This window comes from Aeromicrobium phragmitis, assembly GCF_003674095.1.
In the GTDB taxonomy this organism is placed as follows: domain Bacteria; phylum Actinomycetota; class Actinomycetes; order Propionibacteriales; family Nocardioidaceae; genus Aeromicrobium; species Aeromicrobium phragmitis.
Genome location: NZ_RDBF01000008.1, coordinates 101,065 through 127,604, shown reverse-complemented (window position 1 = coordinate 127,604; position 26,540 = coordinate 101,065). Strand labels below are relative to the sequence as shown.

Annotated in this window: 26 protein-coding genes; 1 reads left to right on the top strand and 25 read right to left on the bottom strand. The window is 69.9% G+C overall.

The genetic code is table 11. The features are described 5' to 3' along the window. Position 1: 1 nt before the first annotated feature. From carA to D9V41_RS11650, 25 genes are all read right to left on the bottom strand, one after another. The gene (carA, locus tag D9V41_RS11770) at positions 2-1,153 is read right to left on the bottom strand and encodes a glutamine-hydrolyzing carbamoyl-phosphate synthase small subunit (RefSeq protein ID WP_121794766.1); all 1,152 of its coding nucleotides are present in this window, start codon (positions 1,151-1,153) and stop codon (positions 2-4) included. After that, entirely contained in the window at positions 1,150-2,448 is a 1,299-nt protein-coding gene (locus D9V41_RS11765) for a dihydroorotase (protein WP_121794765.1), read from the bottom strand. Before D9V41_RS11765 ends, carA begins: the two co-directional genes overlap by 4 nt. Before the next feature lie 79 nt (positions 2,449-2,527). Continuing rightward, positions 2,528-3,478, bottom strand: a complete 951-nt coding sequence (locus D9V41_RS11760; protein ID WP_121794764.1) for an aspartate carbamoyltransferase catalytic subunit — start codon at positions 3,476-3,478, stop codon at positions 2,528-2,530. Then, positions 3,475-4,050, bottom strand: coding sequence for a bifunctional pyr operon transcriptional regulator/uracil phosphoribosyltransferase PyrR (gene pyrR, locus D9V41_RS11755; RefSeq protein WP_121794763.1), 576 nt, complete (start codon positions 4,048-4,050; stop codon positions 3,475-3,477). Before pyrR ends, D9V41_RS11760 begins: the two co-directional genes overlap by 4 nt. A 373-nt stretch (positions 4,051-4,423) precedes the next feature. Then, entirely contained in the window at positions 4,424-5,392 is a 969-nt protein-coding gene (locus tag D9V41_RS11750) for a glycine betaine ABC transporter substrate-binding protein (RefSeq protein ID WP_121794762.1), read from the bottom strand. Position 5,393: 1 nt separating this feature from the next. Beyond that, on the bottom strand, positions 5,394-6,167 hold the full coding sequence (locus D9V41_RS11745) for an ABC transporter permease (protein WP_121794761.1): 774 nt from the start codon (positions 6,165-6,167) through the stop codon (positions 5,394-5,396). After that, positions 6,164-7,354 carry an ABC transporter ATP-binding protein gene (locus D9V41_RS11740; RefSeq protein WP_121794760.1) on the bottom strand — a complete coding sequence of 397 codons (1,191 nt, stop codon included), beginning with the start codon at positions 7,352-7,354 and terminating at the stop codon, positions 6,164-6,166. Before D9V41_RS11740 ends, D9V41_RS11745 begins: the two co-directional genes overlap by 4 nt. Continuing rightward, the gene (locus D9V41_RS11735) at positions 7,347-8,009 is read right to left on the bottom strand and encodes an ABC transporter permease (protein WP_121794759.1); all 663 of its coding nucleotides are present in this window, start codon (positions 8,007-8,009) and stop codon (positions 7,347-7,349) included. The genes D9V41_RS11740 and D9V41_RS11735 overlap by 8 nt, the downstream gene beginning before the upstream one ends. A 393-nt stretch (positions 8,010-8,402) precedes the next feature. Further along, entirely contained in the window at positions 8,403-8,813 is a 411-nt protein-coding gene (gene nusB, locus D9V41_RS11730) for a transcription antitermination factor NusB (protein ID WP_121794758.1), read from the bottom strand. Next, positions 8,813-9,379 (bottom strand): elongation factor P, encoded by a 567-nt coding sequence (gene efp / locus D9V41_RS11725; RefSeq protein ID WP_121794809.1) that lies wholly within the window; start codon positions 9,377-9,379, stop codon positions 8,813-8,815. The genes nusB and efp overlap by 1 nt, the downstream gene beginning before the upstream one ends. Next, positions 9,376-10,422 (bottom strand): M24 family metallopeptidase, encoded by a 1,047-nt coding sequence (locus D9V41_RS11720; RefSeq protein ID WP_121794757.1) that lies wholly within the window; start codon positions 10,420-10,422, stop codon positions 9,376-9,378. Before D9V41_RS11720 ends, efp begins: the two co-directional genes overlap by 4 nt. Beyond that, on the bottom strand, positions 10,419-11,501 hold the full coding sequence (gene aroB / locus D9V41_RS11715; RefSeq protein ID WP_121794756.1) for a 3-dehydroquinate synthase: 1,083 nt from the start codon (positions 11,499-11,501) through the stop codon (positions 10,419-10,421). The genes D9V41_RS11720 and aroB overlap by 4 nt, the downstream gene beginning before the upstream one ends. Further along, entirely contained in the window at positions 11,498-12,007 is a 510-nt protein-coding gene (locus tag D9V41_RS11710; protein WP_121794755.1) for a shikimate kinase, read from the bottom strand. The genes aroB and D9V41_RS11710 overlap by 4 nt, the downstream gene beginning before the upstream one ends. After that, entirely contained in the window at positions 12,004-13,182 is a 1,179-nt protein-coding gene (gene aroC / locus D9V41_RS11705) for a chorismate synthase (protein ID WP_121794754.1), read from the bottom strand. The genes D9V41_RS11710 and aroC overlap by 4 nt, the downstream gene beginning before the upstream one ends. 46 nt (positions 13,183-13,228) lie before the next feature. Next, entirely contained in the window at positions 13,229-13,894 is a 666-nt protein-coding gene (locus tag D9V41_RS11700; protein ID WP_121794753.1) for a prepilin peptidase, read from the bottom strand. A gap of 9 nt (positions 13,895-13,903) precedes the next feature. Then, the gene (locus tag D9V41_RS11695) at positions 13,904-14,719 is read right to left on the bottom strand and encodes a shikimate dehydrogenase (RefSeq protein ID WP_121794752.1); all 816 of its coding nucleotides are present in this window, start codon (positions 14,717-14,719) and stop codon (positions 13,904-13,906) included. Continuing rightward, complete coding sequence (mltG, locus tag D9V41_RS11690) at positions 14,719-15,867, bottom strand: endolytic transglycosylase MltG (protein WP_121794751.1); 1,149 nt, start codon at positions 15,865-15,867, stop codon at positions 14,719-14,721. Before mltG ends, D9V41_RS11695 begins: the two co-directional genes overlap by 1 nt. After that, positions 15,864-16,334, bottom strand: a complete 471-nt coding sequence (gene ruvX, locus D9V41_RS11685) for a Holliday junction resolvase RuvX (protein ID WP_121794750.1) — start codon at positions 16,332-16,334, stop codon at positions 15,864-15,866. Before ruvX ends, mltG begins: the two co-directional genes overlap by 4 nt. 2 nt (positions 16,335-16,336) lie before the next feature. Continuing rightward, positions 16,337-18,988, bottom strand: coding sequence for an alanine--tRNA ligase (gene alaS, locus D9V41_RS11680; RefSeq protein WP_121794749.1), 2,652 nt, complete (start codon positions 18,986-18,988; stop codon positions 16,337-16,339). Next, complete coding sequence (locus tag D9V41_RS11675) at positions 18,988-19,260, bottom strand: DUF6167 family protein (protein WP_121794748.1); 273 nt, start codon at positions 19,258-19,260, stop codon at positions 18,988-18,990. The genes alaS and D9V41_RS11675 overlap by 1 nt, the downstream gene beginning before the upstream one ends. Beyond that, on the bottom strand, positions 19,257-19,745 hold the full coding sequence (locus tag D9V41_RS11670) for a hypothetical protein (protein WP_121794747.1): 489 nt from the start codon (positions 19,743-19,745) through the stop codon (positions 19,257-19,259). The genes D9V41_RS11675 and D9V41_RS11670 overlap by 4 nt, the downstream gene beginning before the upstream one ends. A gap of 9 nt (positions 19,746-19,754) precedes the next feature. Continuing rightward, on the bottom strand, positions 19,755-21,119 hold the full coding sequence (locus D9V41_RS11665; RefSeq protein WP_121794746.1) for a replication-associated recombination protein A: 1,365 nt from the start codon (positions 21,117-21,119) through the stop codon (positions 19,755-19,757). 151 nt (positions 21,120-21,270) lie between these two features. Continuing rightward, complete coding sequence (gene aspS, locus D9V41_RS11660) at positions 21,271-23,022, bottom strand: aspartate--tRNA ligase (RefSeq protein WP_121794745.1); 1,752 nt, start codon at positions 23,020-23,022, stop codon at positions 21,271-21,273. Next, the gene (gene hisS / locus D9V41_RS11655) at positions 23,019-24,350 is read right to left on the bottom strand and encodes a histidine--tRNA ligase (RefSeq protein WP_121794744.1); all 1,332 of its coding nucleotides are present in this window, start codon (positions 24,348-24,350) and stop codon (positions 23,019-23,021) included. Before hisS ends, aspS begins: the two co-directional genes overlap by 4 nt. Beyond that, on the bottom strand, positions 24,347-25,042 hold the full coding sequence (locus D9V41_RS11650) for an MBL fold metallo-hydrolase (RefSeq protein WP_121794743.1): 696 nt from the start codon (positions 25,040-25,042) through the stop codon (positions 24,347-24,349). The genes hisS and D9V41_RS11650 overlap by 4 nt, the downstream gene beginning before the upstream one ends. A 76-nt stretch (positions 25,043-25,118) precedes the next feature. On the opposite strand from D9V41_RS11650, the gene D9V41_RS11645 reads away from it, so the two are divergent. Continuing rightward, complete coding sequence (locus D9V41_RS11645) at positions 25,119-26,354, top strand: DUF349 domain-containing protein (RefSeq protein ID WP_121794742.1); 1,236 nt, start codon at positions 25,119-25,121, stop codon at positions 26,352-26,354. Positions 26,355-26,540: the final 186 nt, after the last annotated feature.

The following is a 26,540-nucleotide window of genomic DNA, read 5'->3' as shown; positions in this document are numbered from 1 at the left end:
GTCAGCGGTTCCCTTCCTGCGTGGTGCTGTCGGCGAACTCACCGGTCATGGCGTCGACGAAGCGGTCGAAGAGGTACGCGGCGTCGTGGGGACCGGCCGCGGCCTCGGGATGGTACTGGACGCTGAACGCGGTCTGGTCGAGCAGCGCGAGTCCTTCGACGACGTCGTCGTTGAGACCGACGTGCGTCACGCGTGCCGGCCCGAAGGGGGTGTCGAAGTTGCTGTCGAGCGGCGCGTCGACGGCGAAGCCGTGGTTGTGCGCCGTGACCTCGACGCGTCCGGTGGTGCGGTCCTGGACCGGCTGGTTGATGCCGCGGTGGCCGTACTTGAGCTTGTACGTACCGCGGCCGAGCGCGCGTCCGAACAGCTGGTTGCCCAGGCAGATGCCGAAGAACGGGATCTTGCGCTCCAGCACCCCCTGGATGACCTCGACCGCGTGGTCGGCGGTCGCCGGGTCGCCCGGGCCGTTGGACACGAAGACGCCGTCCGGCTCGGCGGCCAAGACGTCGTCGAGGCTGGACGTGGCGGGCAGGACGTGCACCTCGATGCCGCGTTCGGCCATGCGGCGAGGGGTCATGCCCTTGATGCCGAGGTCGAGCGCGGCGACGGTCAACCGCTTCTCACCCTGAGCCGGCACCACGTACGCCTCCTGCGTCGTGACGTCGGCGAGGAAGTTCGAGCCGGCCATCTCGGGCGCGGCGTTGGCCTGCGCGACGAGTGCCTCGACGTCGGCGGTCTCGGTGCTGATGACGGCGCGCATCGAGCCGCGCTCACGGAGGTGACGGGTGAGCGCGCGGGTGTCGACCCCGCTGATGCCGACGACGCCCTGGGCGCGGAGCAGGTCGTCGAGCGACTCCGTCGAGCGCCAGTTGCTCGGCACCCGCGCGGGATCGCGGACGACGTAACCGCTCACCCAGACCCGGCGGGATTCGAAGTCTTCGAGGTTGGCGCCGGTGTTGCCGATGTGCGGCGCTGTCATCACGACGATCTGGCCGCGGTACGAGGGGTCGGTGAGCGTCTCCTGGTAGCCGGTCATGCCGGTGTTGAAGACGATCTCGGCGACCGTCGTGCCCGTCGCACCGTACGACTCTCCGCGGAACACCCGGCCGTCCTCGAGGACGAGGAGGGCGGGGACAAGCTGGCGGTCGGTCATGACAGGGCTCCTTCAGAGAACAACGCACCGTCGAGCACCGTCGCACGCCCGCGCAGGAACGTGGCGACGACCCGGCCGGGAAGCTCGAGGCCGGCGTAGGGGGTGTTGCGGGACAGGGAGGCGCTGGCGGCAGCTTCGACGGTGCGCCGCGCGGTGGGGTCGTACACCACCAGGTTGGCAGGCTCGCCCACGGCGAGCGGGCGACCGTGGCCGCTGACCCGGCCGATCCGGGCCGGCGCGGCGGACATCGCCTCCGCGACGCGCTCCCAGCCGATCGCTCCGGTGTCGACCATCGTCTGCTGCACCACTGAGAGCGCCGTTTCCAGGCCGAGCATGCCGAACGCCGCGACGTTCCACTCGCACTCCTTGTCCTCCATCGGATGAGGAGCGTGGTCGGTGGCGACGATGTCGATCGTGCCGTCGGCCAGACCTTCGCGGACCGCCTGCACGTCGTCAGGACTGCGCAGCGGCGGGTTGACCTTGTAGATCGGGTCGTAGCTGCGCACGAGGTCGTCGGTCAGCAGCAGGTGATGGGGGGTGACCTCGGCGGTGACGTCGATTCCGCGGCTCTTGGCCCACCGGACGATCTCGACCGAACCTCGCGTCGAGAGGTGGCAGACGTGCAGGCGCGAACCGACATGCTCGGCGAGCAGGACGTCGCGCGCGATGATCGCCTCCTCGGCGACCGCGGGCCAGCCGGTGAGACCGAGCTCACCGGACAGCGGCCCCTCGTTCATCTGGGCGCCCTCGGTGAGCCGCGGCTCCTGGGCATGCTGGGCGATGACGCCGTCGAAGGCCTTGACGTACTCGAGCGCGCGGCGCATCAGCACGGCGTCGGACACGCATTTGCCGTCGTCGGAGAACACGCGCACTCCGGCGGCTGAGGTGGCCATCGCACCGAGTTCGGCGAGCCGCTCGCCGGCCAGACCGACCGTGACCGCGCCGACGGGCTGGACGTCGCAGTAGCCGTGCTCGACGCCGAGCCGGTAGACCTGCTCGACGACACCCGCGGTGTCGGCGACCGGGTCGGTGTTGGCCATCGCGTGGACGCAGGTGAATCCGCCGAGCGCGGCAGCCTGCGATCCGGTGCGGACGGTCTCGGCGTCCTCGCGGCCCGGCTCGCGCAGGTGGGTGTGCAGGTCGACGAGTCCGGGGAGGACGAGGTGGCCGCCGCCGTCGACGACCTCCTCGCCGGACAGGCCGGTGCCGATCTCGGTGATCAGGCCGTCGGTGACGGCGATGTCGACGGCGTCGCCGCCGAACGGGCGGACATTACGGAGGATGAAGGTGCTCATGCCGGCACCTGCCAGAAGAACCCACGATACGCAGGTCCCGGCATGAGACCCTCCTGAGGATTCACTCGCTCGCGCTCGCTCATGCGTTTCCTTCCGGGGAGTCGGCGTCGGCGGCACCGCCGAGCAGCAGATAGAGGACGGCCATGCGGACGGCGACGCCGTTCGTGACCTGCTCGACGATGACCGAGCGCGGGGAGTCGGCGACGTCGGCGGTGATCTCCATGCCCCGGTTCATCGGCCCGGGGTGCATGACGATCGCGTGCTCGGGCATGCGGTTCATCCGCGCGGTGTCCAGGCCGAATCGGCGGCTGTACTCGCGCGCGCTCGGGAAGTACGAGGCGTTCATGCGCTCGCGCTGCACGCGCAGCATCATCACCGCATCGGCCTTCTCGAGGTTCGCGTCGAGGTCGTACGCATGGGCGACCGGCCAGGTCTCCACGCCCACCGGCAACAGCGTCGGCGGCGCGACCAGCGTGACCTCGGCGCCGAGCGTATGCAGCAGCAGTGCGTTCGAGCGCGCGACCCGGCTGTGCAGCACGTCGCCGACGATCGTGATGCTCTTGCCCTCGAGGTCGCCGAGGTGCCGGCGCATCGTGAAGGCGTCGAGCAGCGCCTGCGTGGGGTGCTCGTGGGTGCCGTCTCCGGCGTTGACCACCGAGCCGCTCATCCACCGGCTCGTTGCGAGCCGGTGCGGAGCGCCCGAGGCGGAGTGCCGGATCACGACGGCGTCGGCGCCCATCGCCTGCAAGGTCAGCGCGGTGTCCTTGAGGCTCTCGCCCTTGCTCACGCTGGAGCCCTTGGCGGAGAAGTTGATGACGTCGGCGCTGAGCCGTTTGGCCGCGGCCTCGAAGGAAATCCGGGTCCGGGTCGAGTCTTCGAAGAAGAGGTTGACCACGGTGCGGCCACGCAAGGTCGGCAGTTTCTTGATCGGGCGCTGGGCGACCGACAGCAACTCCTCGGCGGTGTCGAGGATGCGCAGCGCGTCGTCACGGTCGAGGTCGGCGGCCGACAGCAGGTGCGAGGACTTCACGAGGCACCTCCCACGATCGTGACGGAGTCGGGCTCGCCGTCAGCCTCGGTCAGGCGGACTTTGACCTTCTCGGCCAGCGAGGTCGGCAGGTTCTTGCCGACGAAGTCGGCGCGGATCGGCAGCTCGCGGTGGCCTCGGTCGACGAGGACTGCCAGCTGCACGGCCTTCGGGCGGCCGAGATCACCGAGCGCGTCGAGCGCGGCGCGGATGGTGCGGCCGCTGAACAGCACGTCATCGACCAGGACCACGGTCTTGCCGTCGACGTCCTCGGGGATCGAGGTGTGTTCGAGCGCGCGGGCGGGACGCATCCGCAGGTCGTCGCGGTACATCGTGACGTCGAGCGAGCCGGGAGTGATCGGCCGGCCTTCCACCTCACTCATCCGGGCGGCGATGCGCCGGGCGAGGTCGACGCCGCGGGTGGGGATACCGAGCAGCAGCACGCCGTCGGCGTCACGGTTGCGCTCGAGGATCTCGTGAGTGATGCGAGTGAGTGCGCGAGAGATGTCCTGTTCGTCGAGGACGGTGCGCGCGGGCATGTCGTCAGGTCTGGGAGCGTCGCTGGACACCACCATGCTGACCTCCTTCTCCGCCTCACGGGACGGTGGTTAAAGGATGTCGTCGGTCAGCTCAGTCTAGCAGCGCGAGGCGGCGCTCATGACGGCGGGAAACGCCCTGTGTCGTGCGTCGCATCCGCGCTGCCGAGCGGTGATTTATCCCGCAGCCGTGGGGCCCAGCGGTGGCTGATCCCACACCCGCGGTCCGGGCGGTGGCTGATCCCACACCCAACGACCGAATGTGCGTGATAGCTCACCGCCCGAGGCGCGCGTGGGCAGCCGCGTGCCGAGCGGTGAGTTATCCCGCGCTCAACGACCAAATGTGCGTGATAGCTCACCGCCTGAGGCGCGTGGGCCGACCGGTGCGTGATAGGTCACCGCCCGGGGGCGGTCAGGGCATGGCGACGAGGCCCTCGTCGACGAGCCAGTCGCGCGCCACGATGGCAGGATCCTGCCCCTCGGAGTCCACGCGCGCATTGAGCTCCTGCAGCACCTCGTTGGTGAGGCGCGGGGTGATCTGCCCGAGGATCTCCTCGATCGCGGGGTACTCCTCCAGCACCTCGGTGCGCACGACCATGGAGAGGTTGTAGAGCGGGAAGAACTGCCGGTCGTCCTCGAGCACGCGCAGGTTCAGGCCGGGGATGCGGCCGTCGGTCGTGAACACCTCGCCGAAGTTGCAGCGGCCGTTGGCCGTCGCGGTGTAGACGACGCCGGTGTCGAGCGTGAGCACCTCGCCGAGCTGGTTCGGCGCAAGTCCGTACGTGGCGAGCATCGGCTCGAACCCGTCGTTGCGGCTGGCGAACTCCGGCTCGACGCAGAAGGTCAGCTCCTGCGGTGGCAGCTCGGTGAGCTGGGAGAACTTCGTGACGCCGAGCTCCTCGGCCTTCTCCTCGCGGATCGCGAAGGCATAGGTGTTGTTGGCCGGCGCGGGAGGGAGCCACACCAGCCCGTTCTCGGCGTCCGCCTCCTTGACGGCCTGCCACTGCTCCTCCTCCCCCGGGATCGGCTCGTCGTTGCCGAGGTAGTTGATCCAGCCGGTGCCGGTGTACTCCGGCGACACGTCCGCATCACCGTCGATGAGCGCAGCGCGCGCGCCGAAGGAACCCGGGGTGTTGCTGAGATTGGTGACGTCCGCGCCCGCGGTGCTGAGCGCGATCGAGATCATGTTGCCGAGGATCAGCTGTTCGGTGAAGTTCTTCGCCACGACCGTCAGCTCGGCGTCCTCCAGCTGCTCGTACCGCTCGATGGCAGCTGGTTCGGCGGGCAGCACCCGGCCCGAGGAGGACTCCAGGCCGCAGCCGGCGGCGAGGACGGCGACGGCGGCGGTCGCGATGAGGGCCCGAAGTCGGCGAGCGACCACGTCACACTCCCTTCGGCGACGCCACGAGCTCCACGAGCCGGGCGAGCCAGTCGATGAACAGGGCGAGGGCGGCGATCAGCAGGGCCCCGACGATCAGCACGACGTTCTGACGCAGGTTGATGCCCGAGGTGATGAGCTCCCCCAGTCCCCCGCCGCCGGTGAACGTCACCAACGCCGCGGTGCCGACGATGAGCACGAGCGCGGTGCGGACGCCCGCGACGATGATCGGCAGGGCGAGCGGGAGCTCGACCCGCAGCAGGGTCATGAATCCCGACATCCCCATACCGCGGGCCGCCTCGACGAGCTTGGGGTCCACCGAGTCGAGCCCGGTGACCGTGTTCGCGATGATCGGCAGCAGCCCGTAGACCACGAGCGCGATGGTGGCTCCCACGGTGCCGATGCCGAAGATCGCGGCGCCGAGCGCGATGAGTCCGATCGCCGGAGCGGCCTGACCGAAGCCGGCGACCGTGATGATCGGGCGGCTGAACCGGCGCAGCGCCCCGCGGGTCAGCAGCACGCCGATCGGGATGGCCAACACGACGGTGACGACGGTGGCGATGAGGCTCACCGTGAGGTGCTCACGGACCAAGGTCAGCAGGTTCGGGACCGAGAGTGACCGGGCCTCGCTCGCCGAGACGTCGGCGAGCCGCACGTAGCCGAGGCATGCAGCGACGACGAGCACGCACAACAGCGGCTGGGTGACGTACCGGCCGATGCCCGCGCGGTCCGCGACCGTCGCGGCCTGCGTGGTGTCAGTGGCGGTCAGCGAACTCATGGCTGCGGATCACCCACCGGTTCCTCCATCGTGGCCGCCTCCGCTGCGGCGGACTGGATACCCTGCATCGCCTCCATCACCGTCTCCACGCGCACGACCCCCTGGTAGGTGTTGCGGCGCCCGGTGACCACGACGACCCCGTGCGAGGAGGTGAGCATCTCGTCGAGCGCGTCGTTGAGGGTCGACCCCAGGCTCACCACCTCGAGTTCGGCATCACGCCTCACGTTCTCCAGCGCGCCGGGCCGAGCCAGCTCGCGCAGCGACATCCAGCGCAGCGGGCGCTCGTTCTTGTCCAGCACGATGACGTGCTCGCGGTCGATCGCCTTGGCGCCGGCGACCGCCTCGTGCGCGTCGTCGCCGACGTGCGCGACCGCGGCCTCGTGGAGTTCGATGTCGCGGACGCGGGTGAGGGTGAGCTGCTTGAGCGCGGCACCGCGGCCGACGAAGCCCTCGACGAACTCGTCGGCGGGATTGGCGAGGATCTGCTCGGGGGTGTCGTATTGCACGACCTGTGAGCCGGTCTGCAGGATCGCGATGCGGTCGCCGAGCTTCACGGCCTCGTCGAAGTCGTGGGTGACGAAGACGATCGTCTTGTGCAGCTCCTCCTGGAGCCGCAGCAGCTCGTCCTGCAGTCGTTGTCGGGTGATCGGGTCCACGGCGCCGAACGGCTCGTCCATGAGCAGCACGGGCGGGTCGGCGGCGAGGGCGCGGGCCACGCCCACGCGCTGTTGCTGCCCGCCGGACAGCTCACGCGGGTAGCGGTCCCGGTACTCCTCGGGGTCGAGGCCGACGAGATCGAGCAGCTCGTCCACCCGGTCGACGATCCGCTGCTTGTCCCACTTGAGCATCCGCGGCACGAGGGCGATGTTGTCGCCGACCGTGAAGTGCGGGAACAGACCGGCGCCCTGGATGACGTAACCGATGCGGCGGCGCAGCTCATCGGGGTTCGCGTCGGTGACGTCCTCGTCGCCGATCAGGATGCGACCCGAGGAGGGCTCGATGAGCCGATTGATCATCTTCATCGTCGTCGTCTTGCCGCAGCCCGACGGGCCGACGAGCATGATGATCTCGCCGGCGGGAAACTCGATCGTGATGTCGTCGACGGCGGGCGTCGACTGGCCCGGGTAGCGCTTGGTGATGTGTTCGAGCAGGATGCGCTCGCCGGCCTTGCTGGTGGTCTCAGACACGGGAGATCCCCTTGGAGGTGGTGAAGCGGGTCAACAGGTTCAGAGCGACGTCGAGGATCACGGCCAGAATCAGGATCCCGATCGTGCCGGCGACGATCGCGTTCGTGGCATTCGCGCCTCCCATGCGCGAGATACCCGAGAAGATGTAGCCGCCGAGTCCCGGCCCGAGGGCGTAGGCGGCGATGGCGGCGATGCCCATGAGCATCTGCGCGGACACCCGGACCCCGGTCATGATGACCGGCCAGGCGAGCGGGAGCTCGAGACGCACGAGCGTGCTGAGCCGGCTCATCCCCATGCCTCGTGCGGATTCGATGAGGGCGGGATCGACGCCGTTCAGCCCCACGACGACGTTGCGCAGGATCGGCAGGAAGCCGAAGAACACCAGCGCGATGACCGACGGGAGGACACCGATGCTGACGATGCCGACGAGCAGTCCGAGCAGGGCGTACGAGGGCACGGTGAGGCCGATCGCGGAGAACGCCTGGGCCACGTTGACACCCCAGCTGGTGCGGGATGCGAGCACTCCCACGACGATCGCGAGGACCGTCGCCAGGAGGAGCGTCTGCACCACGAGGCTCACATGCTGGTAGGCCAGGAACGACAGAATCGACCATCGTTCGGCGACGAAGGTGAAGAAGTCGGAGACCGCTGTCATGCACCGTCCCGTCATTGCGACGACCGCGACTCTCACGGCCAGCAAGCGAGGGTAACGGCCTTCTGGCGTTCCCGCGACCCGGTGGTGGCACCCCGAATCGGGAATAGGACTGCGATCCCAGGGCGAGGAAAAAGTTGAAATTCGTCCCGTTTCGAGCCCGGTTCGGAGTCCGTGCCCCTCCCTCGGGTGCGCGTAACGTGTGGCCGGTTTGCGCCCTTTCGCGGCGCCCGGAGCGGCCACAACTGGCCGAAAGTCGGACTGACCCCGCCGCTGCGTCCGCAAGCTGAGACACCCGGGCCCCGGGCCCGAGAAGTGGTCAGTTTCGGGTCATCGAGACACCCCTGAGTGACCCGAAAGCGACCACATCTCGCGCGGTCTCGCGCCTTGGCCCGGCTAGAGGGAGAGGGTGGGTTTGAGGTCGATGAGCCGACTCAGCAGGCCGTTGACGAAGCGGGGCGACTCGTCGGTCGAGAGGTCGGTGGCCAGGTCGACGGCCTCGCTCACGGCGACGGGGTCGGGAACGTCCTCGCAGTAGAGGATCTCGTAGGCCCCGATGCGCAGGAGGTTGCGGTCGACCGCCGGCATGCGGTCGAGGGTCCAGCCGCGCGAATGCTCACCGAGCAGCGCGTCGATACGCTCCTGATGCGCCACGACGCCCTCGACGAGCTGCACGGTGTAGGCATTGATCGGCGGATCGTTGACCGCCAACCGGTCCGCGAGCGTCGCGCTCAGGTCACCGCCGCGCGCCTCGGACTCGAAGAGGATGTCCAAGGCGCGTTTGCGGTAGCGGGTGCGTGCGCCCATCAGGACTGCACGCGGCCGAGGTAGCTGCCGTCGCGCGTGTCGACCTTGATCTTCTCGCCGTTGGTGATGAACAGCGGGACCTGGATCTCCTTGCCGGTCTGCAGGCGCGCGGGCTTGGTGCCGCCGCTGGAACGGTCGCCCTGCAGGCCCGGCTCCGTGTACTCGACGACGAGCTCGACCGACGCCGGGAGCTCGATGTACAGCGGGGTGCCCTCGTTCACCGCCACGACGGCGCTCTGGTTCTCCAGCATGTAGTCCTTGGCATCACCCACGACCGCCTCGTTCAGTTCGAGTTGGTCGTACGTGCTGTTGTCCATAAACACGTAGGACGTGCCGTCGTGGTACAGGTACTGCATGTCGCGCTTGTCGACGTTGGCGACCTCGACCTTGACGTCGGCGTTGAACGTCTTGTCCACGACCTTGCCGCTGGTCACGTTCTTGAGCTTCGTGCGCACGACCGCGCCGCCCTTGCCGGGCTTGTGGTGCTGGAACCACACGACGGACCACAGCTGTCCGTCGAGGTTGAGCACCATGCCGTTCTTCAGGTCGTTCGTGGTGGCCATCAGGCGATCTCCATGAGGTCTTTGGTCGTCGTGGTCAGGACCTCGGGGCCGGAGTCGGTCACGAGGACGGTGTCTTCGATGCGCACTCCCCCGCGACCCGGCAGATAAATCCCCGGTTCCATCGTCAGAACAGTGCGACGAGTCAGTGTACTCGGGTGACCAGGACCGAGAAACGGGTCCTCGTGGATCTGCAGCCCCACCCCGTGTCCGAGACCGGTGGTGAAGGCGTGCAGCCAACCGGCTTCCTCGAGGCTGTCGACGGCGGCCGCGTGCGCTTCCGGAACCGGGACACCGTCGCGCAGCCGCTCGACGCCCGCGGCCTGCGATGCGCGGACCGCCGCGTAGATCTCGCGCTGCCAGTCCGCAGCCGCGCCCACGACGACGGTTCGTGTGCAATCGGCGTGGTAACCGTCGACTCGCGCACCGAAGTCGATCTTGAGCAGATCGCCCTCCTGCACCGTCCGCTCCGTGGGGCGATGATGCGGGATCGAGGTGTGGTCGCCGGCCGCGAGGATCGTGTCGAACGCCTTGTCCTCGGCCCCGACTTCCAGCATGCGCCACTCGAGGTCGCGGGCGAGCTCGCGCTCACTGCGTCCCAGGAGCGGGCCGGCGAGGAGCTGCTCGAGCGCCGTGGTCGAGACCGTGCAGGCCCGGCGGAGCGCGTCGATCTCGTCGTCGTCCTTGGTCTCCCGCAGTCCCTCGACGAGGCGCCCGGCCGCCCCCGGCCGGCCGAGTTGCTCCCAGGCGTCCACGGCGAGCAGGTGCGTCTCCGCCACGAGCGTCCCCGCGGTGCGGGCACGGACCTCGTCGAGGATCCGGCGGGTGATGACGCGCTCGACGCCGGGGACCTCGACGGCCGCCTGGTCCTGGTAGCGCCCGTCGGTGAAGAACACGGTCGTACCGTCCGCGTGGACGAGGACCGCGCCGTTGGAGCCGGTGAAACCGGTGAGATAGCGGACGTTGACGAGGTCGCCGACGTACATCGCATCGGCGTCGCGCTCCCGCAGCAGCGTGGCGAGCCGCTCTCGGCGGTCCGCGGCGCTCACTCGACGATCGCCTCGTAGCTGCCACGCAGCAGGGCCGCGTCCGGCCCGGCGAGGATCGCCGGCGCAGCGAGGCCGTGCAACACGACGAACCGCAAGGTCGAACCGCGCGACTTCTTGTCCAGGCGCATGCCGTCGAGCAACGCGTCGAAGAGCCCGTCGCGGTACGTGGTGGGCAGGCCGAGGACGTCGAGCACCCTGCGGTGGCGGGCGAGCAAGCGCGAGTCGATGTGTCCCGACCGGTGCGCCAACTCGGCCACGAACACCATGCCGATGCTGATCGCCTCGCCGTGCCGGACCCGGTACTGCTCGTGACGCTCGATCGCATGGCCGAGCGTGTGGCCGTAGTTGAGGGCCTCACGGCCGATGAGGCCCCCGGGGCCGCGCTCGGTGAGATCACCGGCGACCGTCGCGGCCTTGACCGCGATCCCGCGGGCGATGAGGTCGGCGAGCACCGCGTCGTGCGGATCGGCTGCCGCCGCTGGATCGGCCTCGACGACGTCGAGGATCTGCGGATCGGCGATGAACCCGCACTTGACGATCTCGGCCAGCCCGCTGCGGATCTCGGCCGCCGGAAGGGTCGCCAGCGCCTCCAGGTCGCAGAGCACGCCGATGGGCTCGTGGAACGCTCCGACGAGGTTCTTGCCCTCGCGAAGATTGATCCCGGTCTTGCCGCCCACGGCGGCGTCGACCATCCCCAGGACGGTCGTCGGCACGGTGACGAACCGCACCCCGCGCAGCCAGCTGGCCGCGAGGAAACCGGCGAGGTCGGTGGTGGCCCCGCCGCCGACACCGACGACGAGGTCCGAGCGGGTGTAGCCGTGCTGGGCCAGTCGGCTCCAGCAATGGGCCAGAAACTCGGGGGTCTTGGCCTGTTCGCCGTCGGGCGTCTCGATGAGCAGCACCTGCTGATGCGACAGCGTGCCGGCGAGCCGCTCGGCGCGATCGGTGACCGCCGGACTGTGCACGATCGCGACGCGCTCGGTGTCCTGCGGGACGAGTCCGGGCAACTGCGCATCGGCGCCGTGCTCAACGTGGACGTCATACGGATGCGCCGTCGCGACGTGCAACCGGCGGCTCATCGGCTCTCCTTCACCACGTCGACGACGGCCTCGGCGACCTCCTCGGGCGTGCGACCGTCGGTGTCGATCCTGACCGATGCGACCTCGGTGTAGACCGGGCGGCGTTCGTCCATGAGCCGCTTGAGCTGCCCGCGGACGTTGCCGAGGAGCAACGGGCGGCCGGAATTCAGTCCGACTCGGGCTGCGGCCTGGGCGAGTCCGACGTCGAGGAAGACCACTCGGTGGTCGCGCAGCAACTGCCGGGTCTGCGGGTGCAGGGGGGCGCCACCGCCGAGCGACACCACGCCGTCGTGCTCGGAGAGGGCGCGCGCCACGGCCCGGTGCTCGAGCTCGCGGAACCGCGGCTCACCGGCCTCCACGAAGATGTCCTGCACCGAGATCCCCTGCTCGGCCTCGATGTCGTCGTCGGTGTCCCGGACGGCGAGTCCGAGGCGCGACGCGACGATGGCCGCGACCGTGGACTTGCCGGCGCCGGGCGGTCCGACCAGGACGACGGCGGGCTTCACCGGAACCTCAGGTGGTTCAGGTAGGACTCCACGTTGCGGCAGGTCTCCCCCACCGAGTCGCCGCCGAACTTCTCCAGCACCGCGCCTGCGACGACCAGCGCGACCATGGCTTCCGCCACGATGCCCGCGGCCGGCACGGCGCATACGTCGGAACGCTGGTGATGCGCGACGGCTTCCTCGCCGGTCGCGACGTCGACGGTGCGCAGCGCGCGCGGCACCGTGGCGATCGGCTTCATCGCCGCGCGGACGCGAAGCACCTCGCCCGTGGTCATGCCGCCCTCGGTGCCGCCGGAACGACCGCTCGCCCGGCGGATGCCCTCCGGCGTCGGGACGATCTCGTCGTGCGCTGCCGAACCCCGGGTGCGGGCCAGCTCGAATCCGTCGCCGAGCTCGACGCCCTTGATCGCCTGAATGCCCATGAGGGCGCCGGCCAGCCGGCTGTCGAGCCTGCGGTCCCACTGGGTGTGCGAGCCGAGGCCCGGCGGGAGACCGTCGACGAGCACCTCGACCACGCCGCCGAGCGTGTCACCGTCTTTGTGCGCCGCGTCGATCTCGGCGACCATGGCCTCCGAGGCCGCAGCGTCGAAGCATCGCACGGGATCGGCATCGAGACGCTCGACGTCGGCGTGCGTGGGCAGGTGACCCGCCGGCGCCGCCACGCTGCCGATCTGGACGACGTGACTGACGATCGTCGCTCCCGCGGCCTGCTCGAGGAATCGGGCGGCGATCTCGCCGAGCGCGACCCGAGCCGCCGTTTCACGCGCACTCGCACGTTCCAGAATCGGCCGCGCCTCATCGAAGTCGTACTTCTGCATGCCCGCGAGGTCAGCGTGACCGGGCCGAGGCCGGGTGAGCGGGGCGTTGCGTTTGAGGCCGGCCAGCTCGTCGGCGTCGACCGGGTCGGCCGCCATGACGCGCTCCCACTTGGGCCATTCGCTGTTGCCGATGCGCAGCGCGATCGGGCTGCCGAGGGTGCGACCGTGGCGGATCCCGCCGATGATCTCGAGCTCATCGGCCTCGAAGTTCATGCGCGCGCCGCGGCCGTAGCCGAGACGTCGCCGCGCGAGCGCCGCCTGGATCTCCTTGCTCGCGACCTGGACTCCGGCCGGGAGTCCGTCGAGGGTGGCCACCAGCGCAGGGCCGTGGGATTCCCCGGCCGTCAACCAACGAAGCATGGGGCCGATTCTTCCACGGGGGCGGCGTCGCCCCCGAACGCGCCCGTCACACGAACGTGCCGACGAAGGCGCCCAGCAGCATCGCCGGTCCGAACGCGATCGGCGGGCCCCCGCGGACGCGCCCGCGGTTGCGCACGATCCCGACCACGGCGGCGATGACGAAGCCCGCGTAGAGGCCGACGAATGACGCCGTGAGACCCAACGGCCCGAGTGCCACGCCGAGGACCGCCGAGAGCCGAACGTCGCCGTAGCCGAAGCCACCGGCGAAGAAGCGACCGGCGACGACGTACAGGAGGACGAACGTCGCGAACACGGCGACGTTGCCGACCAGCGCATCGCGAGCGATCGACCAGTCGTCGCCGGCCCACGCGACGGCGAGGGTGAGCAGCCACGTGCCGACGTAGAGCGGGGCCACCATCAGGAACGGCAGCAGATGCGTTCGGGCGTCGACGTAGGCGAGGACCGGTGTCATCGCCGCCAGCAGGGTCCAGACCGGGACGAGCGGCTCCGGCAGTTGCCAGACCGCACATGCCGCGAGTACCGCGCCCGCGACCGCGCACGCCAGGGCGAGGAACGGCGGCTGAGCGAGTTGCGCGTACGCCACCTTGTCCTCGTCGGGCTCGTCCGGCTCAGGTAAGCGAGCGAGCCACCACCGGGTGAGTGCCGCGAAGACGGCGGCGACGACGACGGCGAGCGAGGCGGCGGGCGGCACGTCGCGAGACTATCGCGCCGCGACCGCGTCGAACGCGGGCGCGCGAAGCACCTGTGGATCGACGACCTGACCGGTCATCGCCACGACTTGGAGCACGGCCTGGTGCACCAGGAGGTCGAGGCCCGAGCACGCCGGGAGGCCCTCTTCCTCCGCGGCCCGCAGCAGGGGCGAGGGCCACGGGTCGTAGAGCGCCTCGAAGACCGCGCCCGAGGCTTCGACGAGTTCGTGTGACCGGCCGGCGGTGGCCGTCGGCGGGATGGTGTTGACCAGGAGGTCCACGGGGTCGAGGACCGGCGTCTCGAGGCCGACGACGTCGACCTCCATGCCGAGAGCACGGGCGACCTCGAGCGTCTCCGCCGCTCGTGCCGGCTCACGCAGGTGCAGGCTGACGCGGGACGCACCGAGCCGATGAGCGGCGAGCACGAGCGACGCAGCCGTGGCTCCGCCGCCGAGCACGCGCACGTGACGGACGCACTCGACGCCCGCCTCGCGCAAGGCGGTCAAGGCACCGGGGACGTCGGTGTTGCTGGCGTGCCAGCCGTCGTGCTCGCGCACCAGCGTGTTCGCGACTCCCAGGAACGTCACGTCGTCGCTGCGATGCACGGCGAGCTCGGCGGCCTCGCGCTTCAGCGGCATCGTGACCGAGAGCCCGCGCCATGCCTCGTCGAGGTGCTCGGTGAACGCGGTGAGCCCGCCCGGACCCACGTCGAGCGCTTCGTAGCTCCAGTCGAGCCCGAGGGCGTCGTACGCGGCCCGGTGCATGACCGGGGACAGCGAATGCGTGATGGGGCGACCGACGACGGCGCACCGGCGTGGCGCGGCCATCAGCACTCGAAACCGGCGTCGCGACACGCCTGCTGGTGCTCGGCATAGGTGTTCGTGAACGTCGTCTCACCGGTCTCGACGTCGGCGACGAAGTACATCCACTCTCCCTCCGCCGGGTTCAATGCCGCCTCGATGGCCGCCTTACCCGGCGAGCCGATCGGTCCGGGCGGCAGGCCCGGGTAACGGTAGGTGTTGTACGGCGAGTCGGCGTTGCGCTCCTCGTCGGTGGTGAACGCGTCACCGCGACGGCCGCTCACGTAGTGGACGGTGGAGTCCATCCGCAGGGCCTCGCCCACGTCGAGTCGGTTGTAGATCACCCGCGCCGCCTTGCGGAAGTCCTCCTCGTTGTTGACCTCCCACTCGAGGATGCTGGCGATCGTCATGATCTCCTCGGCGTTGTAGCCGAGGGCTGCGGCCCGCTCCTCGATGCCCAGCTCATCGGTGACCTGCACGGTCTGCTGCACCATCTGGCTGAGCAGCTGCGTGGCGGTGGTGTCGGGCTCCACGAAGTACGTCTCGGGGAAGAGATACCCCTCCGGATTGCCCTGGGCCACCTCGGGCAGCCCGATACCGGCCGGATCGGCGAGCGCCGCTTCGAGGTCCTCAGCGGTGATGTCGGTGTTCTCGGCGATCAGCTGCACGATGTCGTCGACCCGAGTGCCTTCGGGCACCGTCACCCGCGATTCGACGCGATTGGCGCGGTCCACGAGCGCATCGAGCGCCGCCTTGGCGGACATCTTCTGCCGAAGCTGATACGTGCCGGGTTGAATCGTCTGGGCTCGCTGATCAGACATCGACAAGCGGTAGAACGCCTCCGTGGACGCGACGACGTCGTTCTCATACAGCGTCTGGGCGATCTGGGCGCCGTTCGCGCCCTCGGCGATCTGCACCGTGACCTCGCCCGATCCCTCGCCGCTGTAGTCGTCCGGAGCGCCGAACCGGTCCCGGACCTCACCGAAAGCCCAGAAGCCTCCCGCGCACAGCACCACGATCACCACGAGCGCCGCGAGGAGTTTGCCGCGTCCGGAGCGCCGTGGCGGCTCCGCGCGGCGGCGGCCGCCCCGGCCGTTGCCGTTGCCGTTGCCGTCGTCCCCCGAACCGTCCGCGCCGCCTCCGGTCAGCAGATCCAGCCCGCTGTCGTTGCTCATGTCGTCTCGATCCCATCGTCGAGGAGTTCCCCCGGGGCCGCTCCCCGGGTCCGTTCGGCGTCGAGCGCCGTCTGCAAGATCACGGTCGCCGCGGCCTGATCGATGACCGAGCGCGAGGACTTCGCCGTGCGCCCCGACGCTCGCAACTGCGAGCTCGCCGTGACCGTGGACATCCGTTCGTCGACCAACCGTACCGACACGCCGGGGATCGCAGCCAGGAGCTGCGTCGCGAAGTCGCGCGCCTTGGCGGCCGCGGCACCCTCGCGACCGGACAGGCCGACGGGCAGGCCGACGACGCACTCGATGGCCTCGTACTCGCGGACCAGCGCCGCGATCCGGGCGATCGGGTCGCCGCCACGGGCCGGGACGGTCTCGACCGGAGTGGCGATCGTGCCGTCGGGGTCGCAGCTCGCCACCCCGATGCGGACCTCGCCCACGTCGATCCCGAGCCGACGCCCTCGTCGCATGTTCAGAGCGCCGCCTCGACCGCGGCGAACGCGGCGTCGATTCCCGCGAGGTCGCTGCCGCCGCCCTGCGCGACGTCGGCCTTGCCGCCGCCGCGTCCGCCGATCTTCTCGCCGATGACGCCGACCAGCTGGTTCGCCGCAATGCCCCGCTCCTGCGCGGCCGGGTTGACCGCGACGACCACGCTCGGCTTGTCGCCCGCCGTGCCGATCACGACGACGACTGCCGGCCGGTCCTGGAGACGGCCGCGGATGTCGAGAGCCATCTGGCGAACGTCGCCGCCACCGACGCCGTCGGCCCGGTGGGCGACCAAGGCCACGCCGTCGACGTCCTTGGCGTTCTTGGCGAGGTCGCCGGCAGCACCGAGCAGCTGCGCGGACTTGAGTCGTTCGAGTTCCTTCTCGCTCGCCCGGAGCCGGCTGACGAGATCCTGGACTCGACCGGGCACGTCGTCGGGCTTGGTTTTGAGCAGGTCGGTCAGCTGGAGCACGAGGTCGCGTTCCTTGGCGAGGTAGCGGAAGCCCTCGATGCCGACGAGCGCCTCGACGCGGCGGTTACCCGCGCCGACCGAGGAGTCGGAGGTGACCACGACGGTGCCGATCTGGCTCGAGCGCTGCACATGGGTGCCACCGCACAGCTCCCGCGACCAAGGCCCGCCGATCTCGACGACGCGCACGTCCTCGCCATACGTCTCACCGAACAGGGCGAGCGCGCCGATCTCGCGGGCCTTGGGCAGCGGCATGATCGCCGCCGAGACCGGCAGATCCTCACGCAGAGCCCGGTTGGACGCTTCTTCGACGTCGTGGAGCTGTTCGGGCGACAGGGCGCCGTTCCAGCCGAAGTCGAGACGCAGGTAGCCGGGCCGGTTGTACGAGCCGGACTGCAGCGCCGTGGGGCCGAGGACCTCACGTAGCGCGGCGTGCACCACGTGGGTACCCGAGTGCGCCTGGCAGGCGCCGACGCGCCACTCGCGGTCGACGTCGGCGGACAGCAGCACGTCGACGGTGAGCTCGCCCTCGAGGACGCGCACCTGGTGTACGACGAGCCCGCGGACCGGCCGCTGGACGTCGAGGACCTCGGCGCGGCCGCCGTCCCACACCAGCGTGCCCGCGTCGGCATTCTGACCGCCGGACTCGGCGTAGAACGGGGTGCGATCGAGCACGACCTCGGCAAGAGTGCCTGCACCGGCCGCGGGTGTGGCGGCGCCCTGCGCGTACAGCGCCAGCACACGGGACTCGGTGCTGAGCGTCGTGTACGCCTGCCAGTCGGTGGGGCCGTGGGCGTCGAGCGTCTCGCGGTAGAGCGTCGTGTCGGCGTGACTGCCCTTCTTGGCCTTCGCATCGGCCTTGGCCCGCGCGCGCTGCTCGGCCATGAGCCCGCGGAAGCCCTCCTCGTCGACGCTGAGCCCCTGCTCGGCGGCCATCTCGAGGGTGAGATCGATCGGGAAGCCGTACGTGTCGTGCAGCTGAAAAGCCTTGTCGCCGCTGAGCCGCGAGGCACCGGTGCGCTTGGTCTCACCGGCGGCGAGGTCGAAGACCTGCGTGCCCTTGGCCAAGGTAGAGCGGAACGCTTCCTCTTCGGCGTAGGCGACCTGGCTGATCCGGGCGAAGTCGGCCTCCAGCTCGGGGTACGAACGCTTCATGCGGTCGAGGCTGACCGGGAGGAGCTCGGGCAGTGCCGGGCCCTCATAGCCCAGCAGGCGCATCGAGCGCACCGCGCGGCGCAGCAGCCGGCGCAGCACGTAGCCTCGCGCCTCGTTACCCGGCGTGACGCCGTCGCCGATGAGCATCAGGCCGCTGCGGACGTGATCGGCGATGACCCGGAAGCGCACGTCGTCGACGTGGTCGGCGCCGTAGCGCTTGCCCGAGAGCTCCGCGGCCCTGGCGATGACCGGGAAGACCTCGTCGATCTCGTACATGTTCTCCTTGCCCTGCAGGAGATACGCGACACGCTCGAGGCCCATGCCGGTGTCGATGTTCTTCTTCGGCAAGGGAGCGAGGACGTCGAAGTCGTCCTTCGCGCGGACCTCGCTCAGCTCCTCCTGCATGAAGACGAGGTTCCAGATCTCCAGGAACCGGTCCTCATCGGCCTCCGGCCCGCCGTCGGGGCCGTACTGCGGGCCGCGGTCGACATAGATCTCCGAGCACGGTCCGCCGGGACCGGGAACGCCCATGTTCCAGTAGTTGTCGAGCAGGCCGCGGTTCTGGATGCGTTCGCCGGGAAGCCCGGCGATCTTCTTCCACAGCTCGCGCGCCTCGGTGTCGCTGTGCAGCACGGTCACCCAGATCCGGTCCGGGTCGAACCCGAGGCCGCCGGCGTCGACGGGGTTGGTGATGAGCGACCACGCCAGCTCGATGGCGCCTTCCTTGAAGTAGTCGCCGAAGCTGAAGTTGCCGTTCATCTGGAAGAACGTGCCGTGCCGGGTGGTCTTGCCGACCTCCTCGATGTCGAGGGTGCGGACGCACTTTTGAACACTCGTCGCCCGATCGAACGGAGGCGTCTCCTGACCGAGGAAGTAGGGCTTGAACGGCACCATGCCCGCGTTGACGAACAGCAGATTGGGGTCGTCGAACAGCAGCGGCGCCGAGGGCACGACCGTGTGGCCGGCGGCCTCGAAATGCGCGAGGAATCGGCGCCGGATCTCTGCGGTGTCCATCAGGTGGGGTCCTTCTCGAGTGACAGTCGGGGCTGGTCGGTGGGGGCGGGATCGAGCTGCGGCGCGCCGAGCGCCTCGGAGCGCAGTTGGTACTCCTTGGCCTGCATGCCCTCCCGCATCTCGGCGTTGAAGGCGCGCACGCCCGAGCCGAGCGCGCTCGCCTGATCGATGAGGCCGGGCATCGACATGCGGTAGGCGGCGCGCCGGGCCTTGACCGAGGCGTACACCCCGGCGGCGGTTCCCGCGACGAACCACAGGACACGTGGGGTCATGAGCTCATCCATCCGTCGGTCTGGCCAGGAGGAGGTGGGGCGACGCGCGCGGCGCGGCGAGCCGCGCGCTGGCGTGCCCGGCGCCGCTGGCGGTACTCGCGGCGCATGAGGCCACCGATGCGGTCACGACTCTCGGGGCGCAGAGCATGCATCACCCCGGCGACGACGATGGCGATCCGCACACTGGGCCGAGTCATCTGCGCGGCCACGAGCTGCTCTTGGGTCGGCGGGACGATCACGCGCCCCTCGATGATGCGAGCCTCGGGGGCCGAGGCGGGTGCCACGAGCGATGCCTCCGCCGGGCGGACCTCGAGGTCCTGACCACCGTGCTGCTCGGGCTCGCCGGACGCCCGGACCGGTGCCGTGGAGGCGCGCAACGCCTTGACCTCCCGGACCGCGCGCAGGGCGACGAGCGCGGCGACAAGCGCGACCACGGCGAGCACCGCGGCCACGCCGAGCACGACGACGTCGACCGAAGAGGGCATACGACGAGGTTACCGGTCACGGAGGATGGCGCGAATACGGGCGAGGCGATCGGCAAGCGCGGCCTCAGCACCGTGACGCCCCGGGCGGAAGTACTCCGCACCGTCGACGTCGTCGGGCGCGTACTGCTGGGGGACCACACCGCGCGGGTCGTCGTGCGCGTAGACGTAGTCGTGCCCATGCCCGAGCTTCTTGGCCCCCGCGTAGTGGGCGTCCCGCAGGGCCGGTGGAACGGCTCCGACCTTGCCGGCTCGCACATCGGCGAGTGCCGCGTCGATCGCGGTGATGACGGCGTTCGACTTCGGTGCCGTGGCCAGGTGGATGACGGCCTGCGCGAGCGGGATCCGCGCCTCGGGAAAGCCGATCATCGCCACCGCCTGCGCGGTCGCCGTGGCCACCGGCAGGGCCGTGGGATCGGCCATGCCGATGTCCTCGCTCGCGTGGATCATGAGTCGGCGGGCGATGAACCGAGGGTCTTCCCCCGCCTCGATCATCCGGGCCAGATAGTGCAGCGCGGCGTCGACATCGGAGCCGCGGATCGACTTGATGAACGCGCTCGTGACGTCGTAGTGCTGATCGCCCTGGCGGTCGTATCGCACCGCGGCGCGGTCGACGGCGAGCGCGGCGTCCTCGACGGTGATCTCCGTCTTGCCCTGCGCCGTCGCCGCACCGGCTGCCGCCTCGAGATAGGTCAACGCCCGCCGGCCGTCGCCGCCGGCGAGCCGGACCACGTGCTCTCGGGCGTCGTCGGTGAGCGTGATCGCGCCGGCTAGACCGCGTTCGTCCGTGAGGGCGCGGTCGACGAGGGTGGCGACGTCGTCGTCGGTCAACGATTCCAGGGTGAGTAGCAGCGAGCGGCTCAGCAACGGCGAGATGACGCTGAAGTGCGGGTTCTCGGTCGTGGCCGCGACGAGGCTGACCCAGCGATTCTCCACGCCGGGGAGCAGCGCGTCCTGCTGGGCCTTACTGAACCGGTGCACCTCGTCGACGAACAGCACGGTCTCCTGGCCGGTGGCCGCCAGCGCTCGGCGGGCGCCGGCGATGACCTCACGAACCTCCTTGACCCCGGCGCTGACCGCCGAGACCTCGACGAACCGCCGTTCGGTCTGGGCGCTGATGAGGCTCGCCAGCGTCGTCTTGCCGGTGCCCGGAGGTCCCCAGAGCAAGATGGTGAGCGGCTTGTGACCGTCGATCATCTGCCGCAGCGGCGAACCCGGCGCGAGCAGATGCTGCTGCCCCACGAGCTCGTCGAGGCTGCGCGGTCGCATCCGCACCGCGAGTGGCGCCGAGGCGTGCTGGTTCCCGGCGAGCGTCCCGCCCGAATCGGGCCGGGACGGCGGCGCGTCGGGCAGGTCGAAAAGACCGTCAGAGGTCATGTTGCGAGCCTAGCCGCCACCCGCACCGCCCCGCCTCGGGCGGTGAGCTGTCCCGCACCGAAGCGCGTGCGCTGCGTGATAGCTCACCGCCCGCTGAGCGGGTGCGGGATGGCTCACCGCTCAGAGACCGACGTACGGGATAGGTCACCGCTCAGACGTCGCCCTCGGGGACCGCGTCGACGCCGGCTTCTTCGCGCTGCTGAGCGGTGATGGGTGCCGGAGCCGCAGTGAGCGGGTCGTAGCCGCCGCCGGACTTCGGGAACGCGATGACCTCTCGGATCGAGTCGGCGCCCGAGAGCAGCGCGCACGTACGGTCCCACCCGAAGGCGATGCCGCCGTGCGGCGGCGCGCCGAACCGGAAGGCGTCGAGCAGGAACCCGAACTTCTCCTGGGCCTCCTCAGCGCCGATCCCCATGATCTCGAAGACCTTGGACTGAACGTCGTCGCGGTGGATACGAATCGAACCGCCGCCGATCTCATTGCCGTTGCAGACGATGTCGTACGCCTGCGCGAGCGAGGTGCCCGGGTCGTCGAGGGTCGCGGGATCCTGCGGCGCGGTGAAGGCGTGGTGGACGGCAGTCCACTCCCCTGCACCCACGGCGACATCGCCGGAGTCCAGCTCGTTCACCGGCTCGAACATCGGCCAGTCCACGACCCAGCAGAACGCCCAGGCCGACTCGTCGATGAGCCCGCAACGGTGCCCGATCTCCAGGCGCGCGGCACCCAGCAGGTTCTGGCTCGACTTGCGCGCACCGGCCGCGAAGAAGACGCAGTCGCCGGGCTGGGCGCCGACGAACTCGGCCAGGCCGGCCTTCTCGTCATCGGACAGGTTCTTGGCGACCGGTCCGCTCAGCTCACCGTCCTCACCGATAAGCACGTATGCGAGGCCCTTGGCACCGCGCTGTTTCGCCCACTCCTGCCAGGCGTCGAGCTGGCGGCGCGGCTGGGAGGCACCGCCGGGCATGACCACCGCACCGACGTACGGCGCCTGGAACACGCGGAAGGGCGTGTCGGCGAAGTACTCGGTGCATTCGGTCAGCTCGAGGTCGAGGCGCAGGTCCGGCTTGTCCGAGCCGTACTTGGCCATCGCGTCCGCGTACGTGATTCGCGGGAACGGCGTGGGCAGGTCGACGCCGATGAGCTTCCACAGCTCGACGTAGATCTCCTCGGCGAGCGCCATGACGTCGTCGGGCTCGACGAAGCTCATCTCGAGGTCGAGCTGGGTGAACTCCGGCTGCCGGTCGGCCCGGAAGTCCTCGTCGCGGTAGCAGCGGGCGATCTGGTAGTACCGCTCCATGCCGCCGACCATGAGGAGCTGTTTGAACAACTGCGGGCTCTGCGGCAGCGCATACCAGCTGCCCGGCTTGAGCCGCGCCGGAACGAGGAAGTCCCGCGCGCCCTCGGGCGTCGAACGCGTGAGCGTCGGCGTCTCGATCTCGACGAAGGCGTGCCGCTCGAGCACCCGGCGGGCGGCCGCGTTGACCTTGCTGCGCAGCCGGATCGCAGCGGCCGGGCCGCTGCGGCGCAGGTCCAGGTAGCGATGCTTCAACCGCACCTCCTCGCCCACGTCGACAGCGTCGTCGATCGGGAACGGGAGCGGCGCGGCCGAGCTGAGGATCTCCACGTCGTCGGCGATGACCTCGATCTCGCCGGTCGCGATGCCCAGGTTCTCGTTGCCCTCGGGGCGCTTCTGCACCGTGCCGACGATCCGCAGGCAGTACTCGGCGCGGAGCTGATGCGCGACGTCCTCACGGACGACCACCTGGACGACGCCGGAGGCCTCGCGCAGGTCGATGAACGCGACGCCACCGTGGTCGCGGCGCCGGGCGACCCATCCGGCGAGCGTGACCTGCTCGCCGATGTTCGCGGCGGTCAGGGTTCCGGCGTCGTGCGTGCGGATCACTGCTGCTTCTCCTTCGTGACGACGACCTGCGGGCGCAGGTCGCTGGCGGGGGGCGCCCAGGCGGCGGGATCGGCCGCCTGCTGGTCGCCGGTGCGGATGTCCTTGACCTCGTGGCCGTCCTCGCCCTCCGCGGGCGGGAACCAGACGAACGGGATACCTCGCCGCTCGGCGTACCGGATCTGCTTGCCGAACTTCTGGGCGGTCGCGGCGACCTCGGCCGGGATGCCCCGCGCGCGCAACTGCTGAGCGACGGCGTCACTGACTGATCGGCTCTCCTCGGCGACCAGCGCGACGAGCACCGCGGACGGCACGCTGCGGCTCGCGGTCATGCCGTCGGCGAACAGCGGTGCAAGCAGGCGCGACACCCCGAGCGAGATGCCCACACCGGGGAACGTGCGCTTGCCGTCGCTCGCGAGCTGGTCGTATCGGCCACCGGAACAGATAGAACCGAGCGACTCGTAGCCGGCCATCCGCGTCTCGAACACCGTCCCGGTGTAGTAGTCGAGGCCGCGGGCGATCCGCAGGTCAGCCGTGACGACGACGCCCCGGACCTGCTCGCCGGCGCCGACGACCGCGGCCAGCTCCTCGAGGCCCTCATCGAGCATCGGATGCTCGACGCCGAGGGCACGCACCTGCTCGACGAACGACGTGTCGGTGGTACGGACGTCGGCGAGCGCCAGGCATTGGGCGGCCTGCTCGTCGCTGAGCCCCTGTTCGCACAGCAGCCCGGCGACCTTGTCCGCCGGGAGCTTGTCGAGCTTGTCGACGACCTGCATCACCGCGGTGGGATCGGCGATGCCGAGACCGCGATAGAACCCCTCGAGCACCTTGCGGTTGGACACCTGCAAGGTCAGCTCGGGTACGGGAAGGCCCGACAGCGCCTCGGCCATGACCCGGGCGACCTCCACGTCGAAGTGGAACGGCAGGGTGCCGTCACCGACGATGTCGATGTCGGCCTGGGTGAACTCGCGGAAACGTCCCTGCTGCGGCCGCTCACCGCGCCATACCTTCTGGATCTGGTAGCGGCGGAACGGGAAGGTCAGGTGGCCAGCGTTCTCGAGGACGTAGCGGGCGAACGGCACGGTGAGGTCGAAGTGCAGACCCATGCCGGCGTCGCCCTCGTCGTCGGCGGCGTGGACCCGCCGCAGGACGTAGACCTCCTTGTCGATCTCACCCTTGCGTGTGAGCTGGTCCATCGTCTCGACCGCGCGCGTCTCGATGTTGGCGAATCCGTGCAGTTCGAAGACACGGCGCAGGTGATCGAGCACGGCGAGCTCGGCGTTGCGCTGCGCCGGCAGGTACTCGGGGAACCCACTCAGCTTGCTCATGCCTTCAGCTCCGCGAGGAACGGGTTGGTGGCCTTCTCCTGGCCGACCGACGTCTGCTGTCCGTGACCGGGCAGGACGACGACGTCATCAGGCAGATTGAGCACCTTCTCGCGCAAGCTCTGCTGCATCTGGGCGTGATCTCCCCCGGTGAGGTCGGTGCGGCCGATCGAGCCGAAGAACAGGAAGTCACCGGAGAACGCCACCTGCGACACCGGTTCCGGCCCGGGGTAGTCGACGCGGTACATGACGGTTCCCGGCGTGTGCCCCGGGCAGTGGTCGACGGTGAGGACGAGCTCGCCGACCTCGATCCGGGCGCCGTCGACGGCATCGCGGACGTCGGCCGGCTCGCGGAAGTCGGGCAGGTCGATGCCCGCGAACTGCTCGCGGAGCATCGCCGCTGACTGCCCGGAGATCGCGGCCATCGGGTCGCTCAGCAGGTGACGGTCCGCCGGATGGATCCAGACCGGGCAGCCGTATGCGGCCGCGACGTCCTGAGCACACCACATGTGGTCGAAATGACCATGGGTCACGAGCACCGCGGCGACGGTGAAGCCGTACTGGTCGACGACCTTCTGGATCGCTTCGAAGGACTCCATCCCGGGGTCGACGATCGCGCACGGCGCGCCCTCGCCGGCGGCCACGAAATAGCAGTTCGCCTGCAGCGGACCGGCGGGAAAACTGGTGAGAAGCACGTCGGCCAGCCTACGCGAGCGCCGAGTTGCGGCGCGAGGCGTCCTCGCCGGGCGGGTCACCACTACACTCGTGGGCATGACTGCTGCCGCCGAGCACCCGTGGGGTCGCGTCGACGCCGAGGGAAATGTGTACGTCCGCGAGGCCGAGGGCGAGCGCCTCATCGGCCAATGGGTCGGTGGGGACCCCGCCGAGGCCATCGCCCTGTACACCCGGCGCTTCGACGGCCTCGAAACCGAGGTCGACCTCCTGGAGAAGCGGCTGTCCGCTGGAACCGTCGCGCCCGACGACGCCGCAAAGGCGCTCGCTGCGGTCCGTGAGCAGGTCGAGGGCGCGCAGGCGATGGGCGATCTGGCCGGGCTCCTCACCCGCCTGGACGCACTGGGGCCGTTGGTCGATCAGGCGCGCGAGAAGCGCCGCGTCGAGCGCGAGCAGCGGCAGCAGGAGGCCAAGGAGGCCAAGACCCGCATCGTGGCCGAGGCCGAGGCCCTCGCCAACGGCAACGACTGGCGTGCCGGCGCCGATCGCTTCCGTGAACTCCTCGAGGAGTGGAAGGGCCTCCCCCGGCTCCCCAAGTCGCAGGACGACGAGCTGTGGCACCGCTTCAGCTCGGCTCGCACCACGTACACCAAGCGGCGCAAGGCTCACTTCGCCGAGCAGTCCGCCCGCCGGGACGAGGCTGCCCGGGTCAAGGAGAAGCTCATCGCCGAGGCCGAGGCGCTCTCCGGCTCCACCGACTGGGGCCCGACGTCGGGCCGCTACCGCGATCTCATGCAGCAGTGGAAGAAAGCCGGGCCGGCACCGCGCAACGTCGAGGACAAGCTCTGGAAGCGATTCCGGGCCGCGCAGGATGTCTTCTTCTCCGCTCGCGACGCCGCCAACGCCGAGCTCGACGCCGAGTACGAGCGCAACGCCGAGGTCAAGGCCGAGCTCCTCGCCGAGGCCGAGGCGCTCCTGCCGATCACCGATCTGGACGCCGCACGCCGGGCCTGGCACTCCATCGCCGAGCGCTGGGAGGCTGCCGGCAAGGTGCCTCGGGCGAAGGTGAAGGAGTTCGAGAGCCGCATCCGCGCGGTCGAGAACGAGATCCGCAACGCCGACCAGCGCGAGTGGCAGCGCACGGACCCGGAGAAGTCCGCGCGCGCCGACGACATGATCGGCAAGCTGGAGGCGGCGATCGCCGAGACCGAGGCCAAACTCGACAAGGCGCGCGCGGACGGCAACGAGAAGAAGGTGCGCGAACTCACCGAGAACCTCGAGTCGCGCCGCGCCTTCCTCGACATCGCCCGCAAGACCGCCTCCGACTTCAGCTGAACGTATACCCAGGTAGCGACGGCGAGCGAAGAGATGACGAAGCCACAGAGGCGGAACGGTGAACTGTAGCCCTCATTGAGCGAGCCTTATTCGATGGCCACGCCCGTTGGTGTGGAAGGGTTGTTGACTACTCGCCCACCGAAACCCGAACTCATGTCACTCAACAGGCCTTCGACCGAAGTCCGG